The 11900-nt window shown below is 66.1% G+C and carries 14 protein-coding genes; 6 read left to right on the top strand and 8 right to left on the bottom strand.

Annotated elements, in window-relative coordinates; translation table 11 throughout:
* Positions 1-4: 4 nt before the first annotated feature.
* Positions 5-307, bottom strand: a complete 303-nt coding sequence (locus MRB47_RS17310; protein ID WP_252101307.1) for a hypothetical protein — start codon at positions 305-307, stop codon at positions 5-7.
* A 267-nt stretch (positions 308-574) separates the two neighbouring features.
* Here MRB47_RS17310 and MRB47_RS17305 point away from each other — a divergent pair, with 267 nt between their 5' ends.
* Together MRB47_RS17305 and MRB47_RS17300 are read left to right on the top strand one after the other, a co-directional pair.
* Complete coding sequence (locus MRB47_RS17305; RefSeq protein ID WP_252101306.1) at positions 575-1690, top strand: transposase; 1116 nt, start codon at positions 575-577, stop codon at positions 1688-1690.
* A gap of 33 nt (positions 1691-1723) precedes the next feature.
* On the top strand, positions 1724-2095 hold the full coding sequence (locus MRB47_RS17300) for a hypothetical protein (protein WP_252101305.1): 372 nt from the start codon (positions 1724-1726) through the stop codon (positions 2093-2095).
* Here the strand turns inward: MRB47_RS17300 and MRB47_RS17295 are convergent.
* The 4 genes from MRB47_RS17295 to MRB47_RS17280 form a co-directional block, all read right to left on the bottom strand.
* Complete coding sequence (locus MRB47_RS17295; RefSeq protein WP_252101304.1) at positions 2092-2421, bottom strand: hypothetical protein; 330 nt, start codon at positions 2419-2421, stop codon at positions 2092-2094. The genes MRB47_RS17300 and MRB47_RS17295 overlap by 4 nt on opposite strands.
* A complete protein-coding gene (locus tag MRB47_RS17290) occupies positions 2412-3059 on the bottom strand; it encodes a hypothetical protein (protein WP_252101303.1) in 648 nt (215 codons plus the stop codon). Before MRB47_RS17290 ends, MRB47_RS17295 begins: the two co-directional genes overlap by 10 nt.
* A 116-nt stretch (positions 3060-3175) precedes the next feature.
* Positions 3176-3595 carry a bacteriohemerythrin gene (locus tag MRB47_RS17285; protein WP_252101302.1) on the bottom strand — a complete coding sequence of 140 codons (420 nt, stop codon included), beginning with the start codon at positions 3593-3595 and terminating at the stop codon, positions 3176-3178.
* Positions 3596-3854: 259 nt separating this feature from the next.
* Entirely contained in the window at positions 3855-4865 is a 1011-nt protein-coding gene (locus MRB47_RS17280; protein WP_011804087.1) for a LysR substrate-binding domain-containing protein, read from the bottom strand.
* A 222-nt stretch (positions 4866-5087) separates the two neighbouring features.
* Between MRB47_RS17280 and MRB47_RS17275 the strand changes: the two genes are divergently transcribed.
* From MRB47_RS17275 to MRB47_RS17265, 3 genes are all read left to right on the top strand, one after another.
* Positions 5088-5456, top strand: coding sequence for a DUF2917 domain-containing protein (locus tag MRB47_RS17275; protein ID WP_252101301.1), 369 nt, complete (start codon positions 5088-5090; stop codon positions 5454-5456).
* A 191-nt stretch (positions 5457-5647) separates the two neighbouring features.
* A complete protein-coding gene (gene glmU / locus MRB47_RS17270; protein WP_252101300.1) occupies positions 5648-7078 on the top strand; it encodes a bifunctional UDP-N-acetylglucosamine diphosphorylase/glucosamine-1-phosphate N-acetyltransferase GlmU in 1431 nt (476 codons plus the stop codon).
* Positions 7079-7082: 4 nt separating this feature from the next.
* Positions 7083-7853 carry a sensor histidine kinase gene (locus MRB47_RS17265; RefSeq protein ID WP_088887648.1) on the top strand — a complete coding sequence of 257 codons (771 nt, stop codon included), beginning with the start codon at positions 7083-7085 and terminating at the stop codon, positions 7851-7853.
* Between the two features lie 34 nt (positions 7854-7887).
* Here MRB47_RS17265 and MRB47_RS17260 read toward each other — a convergent pair whose 3' ends face one another.
* The 3 genes from MRB47_RS17260 to MRB47_RS17250 form a co-directional block, all read right to left on the bottom strand.
* On the bottom strand, positions 7888-8229 hold the full coding sequence (locus MRB47_RS17260) for a chaperone modulator CbpM (RefSeq protein ID WP_011804091.1): 342 nt from the start codon (positions 8227-8229) through the stop codon (positions 7888-7890).
* A 2-nt stretch (positions 8230-8231) separates the two neighbouring features.
* On the bottom strand, positions 8232-9227 hold the full coding sequence (locus MRB47_RS17255; RefSeq protein WP_047349101.1) for a DnaJ C-terminal domain-containing protein: 996 nt from the start codon (positions 9225-9227) through the stop codon (positions 8232-8234).
* Between the two features lie 125 nt (positions 9228-9352).
* Positions 9353-9844, bottom strand: coding sequence for an Lrp/AsnC family transcriptional regulator (locus tag MRB47_RS17250; protein ID WP_012655630.1), 492 nt, complete (start codon positions 9842-9844; stop codon positions 9353-9355).
* 136 nt (positions 9845-9980) lie between these two features.
* Here MRB47_RS17250 and glmS point away from each other — a divergent pair, with 136 nt between their 5' ends.
* Complete coding sequence (glmS, locus tag MRB47_RS17245; RefSeq protein ID WP_252101299.1) at positions 9981-11891, top strand: glutamine--fructose-6-phosphate transaminase (isomerizing); 1911 nt, start codon at positions 9981-9983, stop codon at positions 11889-11891.
* Positions 11892-11900: the final 9 nt, after the last annotated feature.

The raw sequence follows: 11900 nt of genomic DNA, 5'->3' as shown, positions 1-11900 counted from the left end.
TTACTCAGCCGTGGCGATGCGCAACGGTGATGATGGTTGGGTCATTAGCACTGACCACTGCGTAGACGCCGGCCAGGGCGTCCACCTTTTGGCTGTGGCCCACCACACGGCGGAGGTTCTCCAGGGCCTTGGCAGTCATCAGGTACCGCACGCCGCCGCGGTTGTCGTGCTCCATTTCGCCAAATGCCACCACGAGGGCGGCGCTACCGGGTGAGATGCCCCGCTGGCAGCCCCGCTTGTGTGCATGAAGGCTCAGTTCCCGCTTGGTGCGCGAAGTGGGCAGGTAGTGTGCGTTTCCGATTGCCATGTCAGACATCCGTTGTTCCATGCTGCGAATTGTAGCGAGCTACTTTTTCGCGTCAACAACAGATTAGAGGTTTTTGAGAACAACTTTTTCCGCCAATGATGAGCGGCGTGGTAGACCAGACGGGCAGTCCGGACCAGCCGTTGTTGACAAGAACTGGCCGCTTCACAAACAAAAACAGAGAGAACTGCGGGTCATCCTGGGCTGGCTTGCTCAAGGAACTGGTTGGGCATACAGTGTTTCTCATCGAACGGCTATTCGGAGTGAGAGATGACGGAGCATGACGAAAAGTACCTGGCCAAACTCAGGACCCACTGGAAGCGACACGCGGCGTTTCCGAGCATGGCCAAGCTGTGCGAGACGGTGGGCCTGTCCTCCACATCGTCGGTGTTTGCTTTGGTGGGTCGCCTGGTGGACGCGGGCTACCTGGAGCGAGTAGACAGCCGCATTGCCCCGACTCGCAAGTTCTTCGCCCGGCCCCTGCTCAGCCCGATACGTGCCGGCCAGCCCCAGCCTGCGTCGCAGGAAGAGCCCGAGGTCCTGACGATTGACGACTACCTCATCGACGACCCCACCCTTGCCCACAAGTTGCGGGAAGGCCTCTTGCGCGGCTTCAACGTGGGCGCGCTGTGCGGCATCCAGGAGATGGACGGCATGGACATCAACGGCCGCCGCTACCGGGAAAAGCGCAACAAGCCGTTGGGCGGTGGCGCTGCGGGCAAACCCAAGATACCCGCTCACCTGCTCAAGCCCTCTGTTGACCCAGAGACCGGGGAGATTCAGGGGCCGCCAAAGCCACCAAAGTGGGACAAGACAGCCAAGCAGCCGGCAGACCGCCGGTTGTTGCTGGTGATTCGCCAGCGCAGTCAGGCCAAGAAGAAGGGTGCTGTGGCCACGCGCATCGGTATTGCCTTGAGTGAGACGGCTGCCACGGTGGTCGCCATGGCCAAGAAGTTCGCATCGGCCGAGTCTTCGGTCATGAGCGATGAGGACCCGGCGTATTACTCGTTTTCCAAGCTATTCACCCAGCACCAGACCATCAACCACTCCAAGGGTTACAGCGACGGCAAGGGGGTGAGCAACAACCTGGCCGAGAGCTTCAACTGGCGCATGCGCCGCTCGGCCGAGGGCATTTACCTGTCGCCGTCCAACAAATACCTGGCGGACTACGCCGCGGAGAACGCCTGGCGCGAGGACACCCGAAAGCTATCCACGCTGGACCGGCTGCGACAACTGCTTCGGACCGTGATGGGTGTCGGGCTGTCGCAATGGTGGCGCGGGTACGTGCAGGGACTGCACCGGGAGCATGAGCTGTTGGTGGAGGGTGAGCAGCCCGCCAAGGGGCGCGGGCGGCCGAAGGGGTGGAGGCCGAGGCCGCCCAGGTGAAAACCTGTCGCTGAGCGAGTGACTACACGGCCTGTGTTCAACAAAACCATCTGCCAAACCGTGTACCGATATCAAGCCAAATGCTTCAGCGAAGCTTGCCGCTCTCTAATGCTTCCTTTTTCTGAAGGGGAAGCGGCGGCTATCGCCAACGCTTTCCATCTGTGCCATAAAGCTTTGGAAGAGCATCGCCTCAAAAAAAGCAAGGTTGAGCGGGAGAGCGTCCAAGCTTGGCTTGACGTGGTTGAAAAGACCATGGACACGGCCGGCCTTGAGGACCCAAACGGAGTTGGGCTCTGGCGCATAAAGGCGCAATCCTTGACAGAGCAAGAAAAGTCAGATTTTTCGGGCGCTGTTTATGAATTGGCTGGCTGGTTTGACATGCAGTTTTGGTCTTCGGCAGGCTAATTCGCAGTTTTCTTCCCACCGTGCGTATTGAAGTAACGGGCCCTCATTACCTTGACGCTCAGTCTCATCTGGCCAAGGCTGCGGGCCCATCCTTCGCTCGGCGCCACAGACTCCACGGCCAACGCTGGGTCAAACACCTGCAACGTGGTCGCGAGAGCCTTGTGCTGTTCCAACAGCACTTCCCGCCGGCCCACCAGCTCAACCGGCGCCCCCGCCTCAGCCATCCACGCTTCGACAAATGCCAGCTCGCCCTTGAGGCTTGCCAAGGTCTCGACCAACTGAGTGAGCGCCGTCTGGGTGCGCGTGCGTGTCATGGTCAAGGCCATGATGCCTCCTGCTCATTCACCTTGTCAGCAAGCTCCCGCAGCTTGTCCATGGAGGCCAGTTCTTTGTAGACCCAGTAGCCCGGGGGATGGCTCTGGGTGGGGCGGAACGGTTCGACCTCACCGGTCTTTGTTTGCAATTGGCGTAGACAAGTGCGTATGCTGAATCTCAGGCGCTGGCGCGACTTGGGCTCAGGGTGCTGGATTCCGAAGTGCAGTTCGACATGGTCGACTATCTGGTGAAGTGCCATTGGCGAAGGGGCCGCGCTCTGAAGCAACTCGAGCAGCAGCTTTGTCAGAGCCCCTCTTTCGCCATACTTTCCTTGCCAGGCTTTGATAACACCGCCGGCGTGCGGGTCGACGGCTGAGTTGACTTGCGCCAACGTGCTGTCCAGCGCCTGGAGCTTTTTGGAGCCAAGTTCCAGGGCTCTTTCGGCTACGGCCAGCTCGTGCTCCGCGCGTGCCAAGTTGGCCAGCGCGAGCTCCACCTGGTGCTGCAGTCGAGGGATGGCATCCTGAGTGGACTGCTGTGCGCCAGCCAGCGCTGCCCTCTCGTTCAAGAGCCACTTGATAGCAGGAGGGGTGCGCGTGCGGGTGCGGGGTGGCTGGGTTGGAAGCAAAGGGGTCACGGTGGACATCATTCAGAGACGATACCGACGTGAAGCCACGGAATGTGGCGGGGACTGCTTAAGTTTTGGGCACAAGGGGGCGGAATACGGGTGCTTGGGCCATCAGAGGCATAACACCCCATGCCCTTTCAGGCCAGGGCGACGGTGCGTTGCGCCTGCAGCGCCTCGCGCATGAACGGCAGGTAGGCGCGGTCCACCTTGCAGATGTGGTGCACCAGCCATTGCTTGAGGAATTCCAGCGCCTCCAGCGTGACCTCCTGCCCGCCGTCAAAGCGCGTCAGCAGATCCATGGCCTTGCGCGTGAAGCCGTCATGCTCGGCCTTATGGGCGGGAGTCTCGGCGTAGTCGTGCTGCTGGAACAGCACCTCCTCCACGATGAAGTGGTTGTGCGTGTAGTCCACCAGGCCTTCCAAAATTTCGCCCACGGCGCTGCGGCGCGGGCTCGCCGCGCTCAGTTCATCGTGCAGGGCGTTGGTCAGCGCGACCAGTTGACGGTGCTGGTCGTCGATTTCGGGCAGGCCAAGCTCCAGTTCCGCGGTCCAGGGCATGAAAGGCATACAGGGTCTTCTCTTTTGTCTATTGGTGTTGTCGGGGGCGGGGCATAGCCTGCCGACGGTCGCAGACCTTTGCGTGACAACCCATAGGGGAAGACCATGCCATTCGCATGGATTTACATGGGCCTTGATCTTTGTCAGACGAAGCGCCCGGCTGCGTGAGCGGTTTGCCACGCATTCCTGAGCAAAAAAGCCAAGCGCGCCCGCCCATCAAGCGCTAGGCGCTATAAATAGAGGAGCGACCGTGCCGCGCTCAGGAGATGTCGTCGTTCAGATCCGTGTCCGGCACTTCGCCGACGGCTTGGCGCGTGGCTTCGGCCTGCAGCAGCAGCCAGGCGCTGAACGCCTGGATTTCGGGGCGCTGGCCGCTGCGCGGGCCGACGACCAGCCAGTACACCAGCGGAGAGTCCAGCCGGTGGCCCGGCAGCACCTCCTGCAGGTCGCCCGAGGCGAGGCTTTCCGCGATCAGCGGCATGCGCGCCAGCGCCAGACCCTGGCCGGCCAGCGCGGCCTGCACGATCTGCTGCGCGTAGTTGAAGTACAGCCAGCGCTTGGGCTGCAGCCGCCCCAGGCCGTGCAGTTCGAACCAGCGCCGCCAGGTGATCCACTCGAAATAGGGCATGCGGTGCGCGTCGCCTGCCTCGATGAGCGTGAACTGCGCCACGTCGGCCGGCGTGCGGATGGGCGGCATGCTGTTGAGGAGCCAGGGGCTGGCCACCACCGCCAGTTGCTCGCCAAACAGCCGCTGCGCGCCCGCGGCCTGCGTGCCGGGCACGCTGGAGCGCAGGGCCAGGTCCACGTCGGCCGTCTCCAGGTCCACGATGGTGTCGGTTGCGTCGATGCGGATGTCGATGTCGGGGTTGTCGCGCTGGAATTCCTCCATGCGCGGGATCAGCCACATGGACGCAAAGCTGGCCCAGGTGGTGATGGCCACGCTCTTGCGCCCCGCCGTCTGGCGCACCAGGCGCACGGCCGCGTCCATGCGCTCCAGCGCGGGCGCCACGGCGCGCTGCAGCTGGCCACCGGCGCTGGTGAGCTCCACGGCGCGTGTGTGGCGCAGAAACAGGGGCACGCCCACTTCGTCCTCCAGCGCCTGGATCTGGCGGCTCACCGCCGACTGGGTCAGGGCCAGTTCCTCGGCCGCGGCGCGGAAGTTCAAATGCCGCGCCACGGCCAGAAATGCGCGCCAATGGCCTACGGCCACGGGCCGGGTGCGCAGATGCGCGATGGGAGGAGCGCTGGCGGGCAAGAGGGGGGAGTTCATGGCAGATTGATGACCATTGGGAATCAAAATGCTAGCGCTTTTTCATCGATCGCGCAGCAGGCTGCTCAGGCAGCAGGTGCACCGCTGGCGGTTGCCGTCCTCCGGGGAAGGGGTGATACCGTGATTGATGCCGTTCCGTAATCGATGAGGCCTTCCGTTTTCATTGGACGGTGCCCGGGCCGCAGTCGCACACTGACGTCACTTCAAAGGGTTTACCAGGAGATGACCGTGACCACCTCGCAAGTTCTGCATTCGCAAGCCTCCAGCGTTCCCGCCGGCGTTGCCGCACCGGAACTGTGCACCATTCCCCAGGGCGCGGCGCGCAGCCTGCACCCCCGCGCGCCGATGCAGTTGCGCGTGGTCAGCGGCCTGGCCTGGGTGACCTTGAGCGACGGCCCCCATGGCTGGCGCGAGGATTCGGGGGACCTCATGCTGCACGCGGGCCAGAGCGTGTGCGTGGCCTCCGGCCAGCACGCCGTGGTCGAGCCGATGGGCCGCGAGCCGCTGCAGTTCCAGTGGCGCAGCGCCGCCGCGGTGCGCGCACCGTCACCGCAGCACGCCGCCCCCCGGGGCGATGTCTGCCGCGCCTGATCGTCCGGCTATCGCATCAAACTGGCTGCTAGCGCCCGAATGACGGGCGCTAGCAGCTATTTTTTTAGGAGCGAACAGAGGCAGTGGTGCAGCCGCGCCGCAGAGGGGCTGCGCATGGGCGGCGGGATAATGGCGGAGGGCTGCCGGCCTGGGCTGGCAGGACACGACGACCTTCCACTCTCCACACCTTCATGACAGCACTGGACATCATCATCATGGCCGCGGGCAAGGGCACGCGCATGAAAAGCCGCATTCCCAAGGTCTTGCAGCGCCTGGCCGGCCGGCCCCTGCTGCACCATGTGCTGGGCCAGGCCGCCAGCCTGCAGGCGCGCCGCGTGGTGGTGGTAACGGGCCACGGCGCTACAGAAGTAGAAGCTGCTTGCGCAGGATTGGCGGGCCATGAGGGCACTTTTGACTTGAAATTCGTGCGCCAGGAGCCGCAGTTGGGCACGGGCCACGCGGTGCAGCAGGCCACGCCCGCGCTGGCGGGCGATGGCACGGTGGTGGTGTTGTCGGGCGACGTGCCGTTGACCCAGGCCGCGACGCTGCGCGCGCTGGTCGAGGCCGGGGCGGGCGAGCGCCTTGCGCTGCTCACCGTGCGCCTGCCCGATCCCACAGGGTACGGCCGCATCGTGCGCGGCGAGGGCGGAACGGTGCAGCGCATCGTGGAGCACAAGGACGCGAACGATGCCGAGCGCGCCATCGACGAGGTCTACAGCGGCATCATGGCCGTGCCCGCGCAGCGCCTGGCGGGCTGGCTGGCGCGTCTGACCAACGACAACGCGCAGGGCGAGTACTACCTGACCGACATCGTGTCAATGGCCGTGGCGGACGGCGTGCCCGTGGCGGCCCACTGCATTGGCGATGCGCTGCAGGTGGCGGGCGTGAACAGCCCCGCGCAACTGGCCGAGCTGGAGCGCGCGCACCAGCGCGCCCAGGCAGCGGCACTCATGGAGCAGGGCGTTCGCCTGGCCGACCCCGCGCGCTTTGACCTGCGCGACGATGCGCGCAGCGGCGCGCGCGGCGAAATCCTCTGTGCGCAGGATGTGGAGATCGATGTGGGCTGCATCTTCACCGGCCGCGTGGAACTGGGCGAGGGCGCGCGCATCGGCGCCTACTGCCACATCAGCAACGCCACCATCGCCGCGGGCGCGGTGGTCCACCCCTTCACCCACATCGATGGCGAGAAGGCCGGCGCCCATGTGGGCGAAGGCGCACTGATTGGTCCCTTCGCGCGCTTGCGCCCCGGCGCGCAATTGGGGCGCGAGGTGCACATTGGCAACTTCGTCGAGGTGAAGAACAGCACGCTGGCCGACGGCGCCAAGGCCAACCACCTGGCCTACCTGGGCGACGCCAGCGTGGGCGAGCGCGTGAACTACGGTGCCGGCAGCATCACCGCCAATTACGACGGTGCCAACAAGCACCGTACGGTGATCGAGGCCGACGTGCACATCGGCAGCAACTGCGTGCTGGTGGCGCCCGTCACCATTGGGGCGGGCGGCACGGTGGGTGGCGGCTCCACCATCACCAAGGACACGCCACCGGGGGTGTTGAGCGTGGCGCGTGGCCGGCAGGTGAGCATCGCGAACTGGAAGCGCCCCACCAAACAGGCCAAGGGTTGAAGCCATGACCGGCGAGGGCATTCCACCGGCGGACACGCTGGCGCAGCTGCGCAGCGAACTGGCCCAGGCGCGCCAGCAGATCAGCGATATGGCGGCGGCGCAGGAGGACTTTCTACGGGGCGTGTCGCACGACCTGCGCGCGCCGCTGCGCCACGTCACCTCTTATGGCGCGCTGGTGCGCGAGGTACTGCAGGAGCAGCCGCCGCAGGTGGACGAGGCGCTGGGTTTCCTGGCCACGATGGAGCAGTCCGCGCGCCGCATGGCGCAGATGATCGACGGGCTGCAGGCCATCGCCCGCGCACGCAGCGCTGCGCTGCGGCCCCGGGCCGTTGCGCTGACCGCGGCTGTGCAGGAGGCTCGGCAGGCTTTGGGTGCGGCGGCCGAAGGCGCGGCATGGAACATTGCGCCGGATCTGCCCGTCGTGCAGGCCGATGCCGAGCTGCTGGCCCAGTTGCTGGTGCAACTGCTGGGCAATGCGGTGAAGTTCTCGCGCGGCGTGGCGCAGCCCCATGTGCAGGTGCAGGCTGAACCTGCGGCGCAGGGCGGTGTGCGCATCACCGTGCGGGACAACGGCGTGGGCTTTGATGGCACGCGCGCGCAGCAGCTCTTTGGCGTGTTCCAGCGCATGCACCGCGAAGCCGAATTCGAGGGCGTGGGCGCGGGTCTCGCGCTGTGCCAGGCGATCGCGCAGCGCCATGGCGCCCACATCCAGGCCACCGCGGCGCCCGGTGCGGGCTGCACGGTGGCGCTGGAGTGGCCGGCTGCGGCGCGGTAGCGGCCTGCGCTTGCCGCGCTTCCCGCCGCCGCGCTCAAGGCATCGCCGCAGGCAGGCCCAGGCGCGTCTGCAACTCGCGCAGGCGCTGGCGCAGCGCAGTCACTTCCTCGATCAGGTCTGCCGTCAGTGCGGCCAGCTCGGGGTCGGCGTCAAAAGTGGATTCCAGGCGTGCCAGCCGCCGCGCGCGCACCACGCTCGCGCTGCTGAACCGCCAGTGCCCGCCTGCCTGCTCGCCTTGCAGCAAGCCGGCCTCCAGGCGCTCCACGACCCAGTCGGGGCCCATGCAGCAGGTGCGCGCCAGGTCTTCCAGTGTGAGGCGGGGCTGCTCGTCCAGCAGCTCGGCCAGGGCATGATCAACAAATGGGGGCGTGGGCATGCTCAGGCTCCTTGCGTAGAGGGCTTGCGGGGCTGAAATTGCGGGAAGGCCTGCGCGAACGCGCGGTAGGCCTGCTGCTGGGCCTCGTTGGTGGCGGGGGGCAGGGCCACGTGCAGTTCCAGGTACAGGTCGCCGGGCGTGGCGGCGGGAATGCCGCGCTCCTTCAGGCGCAGCTTGCGGCCGGGTTTCCAGCGCGGCGGCACGGTCACTTCCACGGTGGCGCCGCCGGGTGTCTGCACCTCGACGGGGCCGCCCAGTTCGGCCTCCCAGGGCGCGAGGGTGACGGACTGGTACACGTCGCGGTCTTCGGCGCGCCAGCGTGCGTCGGGCTTGAAATGCACCTCCAGGAACAGGTCGCCCGCGGGCGCGCCGCCCAGGCCCGGGCCGCCCTGGCCGCCCAGGCGGATGAGTTGGCCCTCCCGCACCCCCTTGGGGATGTTCACCTGCAGCTGGCGTTCTTCATTGACCAGGTGGCCGCTGTCGTCCAGCCGCGCACCGCGCAGCGTCAGCGTGCGCTCGGCGCCCAGGTAGGCATCGCGCAGGTCCAGCTCGATGCTGGCGTGGTGGTCGCGCCCGCGCTGTGGTGAGGTTCTGCCGCTTCCATCATGGGCCGACGGGCCCGCGTGCCGGCTGCGCTGGGCGCGGGCGGCGCGGCCGAAGAGCTGCTCGAAAAAGTCGCTGAACTGCGCCGCGTCCATGCCCTCGGCGCCGGGCGTGCCGGTGAACTCGAACCCTGCATCCCAGTTCGGCGGCGGGCGGAAGTCCTGCCCCGCGCGGTGCGGTGCCTCGCGGCCGAGCGCGTCGTAGGCGGCGCGCTTCTCCGGGTCCGATAACACGGTGTTGGCCTCATTCACCTCGGCCATGCGGGCCGCGGCATCGGCCTCCTTGCTCACGTCGGGGTGGTACCGGCGCGCGAGCTTGCGGTAGGCCTTCTTGATGTCGGCGGCAGTGGCGTCGCGTGCCACGCCGAGGATCTGGTAGTAGTCCTTGAACTCCATGCGTCCCTCCATGCATGGCCGGCCCGCAGTGGGCGCGGCCTTGAGGTTCACAGAGTGGAGTCGATGTCCCGGAAGGTCAAGGGGTCGTGCAGGATTGCTATAAATTCAATAGCTGTTGGCGCTTGCTAGATAAGCGCTAGAGGTACTTTTGTTTCAAATTTTGCACGGTGGACCGAGAAGAACGCCTTCACGTTGCGCACATTGGCGTCCTGCGTGAATAGCCGCTGCGACAGGGCCAGGTAGCCCGGCATGTCGCGCGTGTGCACGATGAGCACGAAGTCCGGCCCCGGCGAGACACGCCAGCATTGCTGGACCTCGTCTTCGGCGACGGCGCGGGCCTCGAACGCGTCCAGGTGCTCGGCACCCTGGCGGTCCAGTGCAACCTCGACGATCGCAGCCAGCCCGTGGCCCTGCAGCGCGGCCAGGCGGTCGGGCTGCAACAGCGCCACCTGCCGCTCGATCAGGCCTAGGGTGTGCAGCCGCCGCACGCGGCGCAGGCAGGTGGGTGGGGAGACATGCACTTGTTCTGCCAGAGCTTGGTTGCTGAGGGAGGCGTCGCGCTGCAGCAGGTCCAGCAATTGCAAATCCACGGCATCCAGCGAGGAATCAGATTCCATCAAAGTGTGTTTTATGAAGAAATATTTCTTAGATTATGACGGAAGAAATTTTTGTTCATATGTCATGAAAATCAGATCAAAAATTTCTGGAGAGGCCGCCTAGCATCTCGCCCATTCTTTCATCGGAGCAGTAGTTATGTGCGGCATCGTCGGCGCGGTATCCACCCGCAATATCGTTCCCATCCTGGTGCAAGGCCTGCAGCGGCTGGAGTACCGCGGCTATGACTCCTGCGGCGTCGCCGTGCACGAGGCGAGCCTGGGCGAAATGCCCGCGGGTGGCCTGCACCGTGCGCGCAGCACTGCCCGCGTGGCCGAATTGCTGGCGCAGGTGAACCATGAACACCTCCAAGGCGCCACGGGCATCGCCCACACCCGCTGGGCCACGCACGGCGCCCCCGTCGTGCACAACGCCCATCCCCACTTCAGCCACGGACCCGGTGCCGCGCCGGCGCAGGCAGAGCGCCCCGGTCGCGTCGCGCTGGTGCACAACGGCATCATCGAGAACTACGAGGAGTTGCGCGCCGAGTTGCAGGCGCGCGGCTACGTGTTCTCCAGCCAGACCGATACCGAAGTCATCGCGCATCTGGTGGACAGCCTGTACGACGGCGACCTGTTCCAGGCCGTGCGCGCGGCGACTGCGCGGCTGCACGGCGCGTTCGCCATTGCCGTGATCCACAAGGACGAGCCGCACCGCGTGGTGGGTGCGCGCGCGGGCTCGCCCCTGGTGCTGGGTGTCGGTGAGGGCGAGCACTTCCTGGCCAGTGATGCCATGGCCCTGGCCGGTGTGACCGACCAGATCGTGTACCTGGAAGAGGGCGACCTGGTGGACCTGCAGTTGGGCCGTTACTGGATCACCACGGCCGACGGCCAGCCGCTGGACGCCGGCAGCCGCCCCGTGCGCACCGTGCACGCACACAGTGGTGCGGTGGAGCTGGGGCCCTATCGCCACTACATGCAAAAGGAAATTTTCGAGCAGCCGCGCGCCATTGCCGACACGTTGCACGGCCTGCAGGGCATCGTGCCCGAGCTGTTCGACGGCGTGGGCCAGCCCGGACAGCCGGGCGCGGCAGCCTGGCGTGTGTTCAAGGAGATCGACTCCGTGCTCATCCTCGCCTGCGGGACCAGCTACTACAGCGGCTGCACCGCCAAGTACTGGCTGGAGGGCATCGCGGGCATTCCCACCCAGGTGGAAGTGGCCAGCGAATACCGCTACCGCACCAGCGTGCCCAACCCGCGCACGCTGGTGGTGACCATCAGCCAATCCGGCGAAACCGCCGACACCCTGGCCGCGCTGCGCCATGCGCAGAGCCTGGGCATGCGCCACACGCTCACCATCTGCAACGTGGCCACCAGCGCCATGGTGCGCGAGTGCGAGCTGGCCTACGTCACCCGCGCCGGCGTGGAGATTGGCGTGGCGTCGACCAAAGCCTTCACCGCGCAGCTGGCGGGACTGTTCCTGTTGACCCTGGCGCTGGCGCAGTCGCGCGGGCGCCTGACCGAGGAGGCCGAGGGCAACTACCTGAAAGCCATGCGCCACCTGCCCGCCGCACTGCAGGCCGTGCTGGCGCTGGAGCCGCAGATCATCAGCTGGTCCGAGGACTTCGCGAAGAAGGAGAACGCCCTGTTCCTGGGCCGCGGACTGCACTACCCCATTGCACTGGAGGGTGCCCTCAAGCTCAAGGAGATCAGCTACATCCACGCCGAGGCGTACCCTGCGGGTGAACTCAAGCACGGCCCGTTGGCCCTCGTCACCAGCAGCATGCCGGTGGTGACCGTGGCGCCCAACGACGCGCTGCTGGAGAAGCTCAAGAGCAACATGGAAGAAGTGCGCGCCCGTGGCGGCGTGCTCTACGTGTTGGCCGATGCCGATACCCATATCGACAGCAGCGAAGGTCTGCACGTCATCCGCATGCCAGAGCACTACGGCGCCCTGTCGCCGCTGCTGCACGTGGTGCCGCTGCAACTCCTGGCCTACCACACGGCCTGCGCGCGCGGAACGGATGTGGACAAGCCCCGTAACCTGGCCAAGAGCGTCACGGTGGAGTAAGGCCAAGCA

Origin of the sequence: Diaphorobacter sp. LI3 (genome assembly GCF_022807955.1) — a bacterium.
GTDB lineage: Bacteria > Pseudomonadota > Gammaproteobacteria > Burkholderiales > Burkholderiaceae_C > Diaphorobacter > Diaphorobacter nitroreducens.
Note: the sequence above shows the minus strand (reverse complement) of the source record. Positions and strands in the feature narration are given on the sequence as shown.

What these genes read in the sequence shown, in the direction of transcription:
- MRB47_RS17310 (WP_252101307.1), bottom strand. Translation starts at nt 307, where the DNA reads ATGGCAATCGGAAACGCACACTACCTGCCCACTTCGCGCACCAAGCGG.
- MRB47_RS17305 (WP_252101306.1), top strand. Translation starts at nt 575, where the DNA reads ATGACGGAGCATGACGAAAAGTACCTGGCCAAACTCAGGACCCACTGG.
- MRB47_RS17295 (WP_252101304.1), bottom strand. Translation starts at nt 2,421, where the DNA reads ATGGCCTTGACCATGACACGCACGCGCACCCAGACGGCGCTCACTCAG.
- MRB47_RS17290 (WP_252101303.1), bottom strand. Translation starts at nt 3,059, where the DNA reads ATGATGTCCACCGTGACCCCTTTGCTTCCAACCCAGCCACCCCGCACC.
- MRB47_RS17285 (WP_252101302.1), bottom strand. Translation starts at nt 3,595, where the DNA reads ATGCCCTGGACCGCGGAACTGGAGCTTGGCCTGCCCGAAATCGACGAC.
- MRB47_RS17280 (WP_011804087.1), bottom strand. Translation starts at nt 4,865, where the DNA reads ATGAACTCCCCCCTCTTGCCCGCCAGCGCTCCTCCCATCGCGCATCTG.
- MRB47_RS17275 (WP_252101301.1), top strand. Translation starts at nt 5,088, where the DNA reads ATGACCGTGACCACCTCGCAAGTTCTGCATTCGCAAGCCTCCAGCGTT.
- glmU (WP_252101300.1), top strand. Translation starts at nt 5,648, where the DNA reads ATGACAGCACTGGACATCATCATCATGGCCGCGGGCAAGGGCACGCGC.
- MRB47_RS17265 (WP_088887648.1), top strand. Translation starts at nt 7,083, where the DNA reads ATGACCGGCGAGGGCATTCCACCGGCGGACACGCTGGCGCAGCTGCGC.
- MRB47_RS17260 (WP_011804091.1), bottom strand. Translation starts at nt 8,229, where the DNA reads ATGCCCACGCCCCCATTTGTTGATCATGCCCTGGCCGAGCTGCTGGAC.
- MRB47_RS17255 (WP_047349101.1), bottom strand. Translation starts at nt 9,227, where the DNA reads ATGGAGTTCAAGGACTACTACCAGATCCTCGGCGTGGCACGCGACGCC.
- MRB47_RS17250 (WP_012655630.1), bottom strand. Translation starts at nt 9,844, where the DNA reads ATGGAATCTGATTCCTCGCTGGATGCCGTGGATTTGCAATTGCTGGAC.
- glmS (WP_252101299.1), top strand. Translation starts at nt 9,981, where the DNA reads ATGTGCGGCATCGTCGGCGCGGTATCCACCCGCAATATCGTTCCCATC.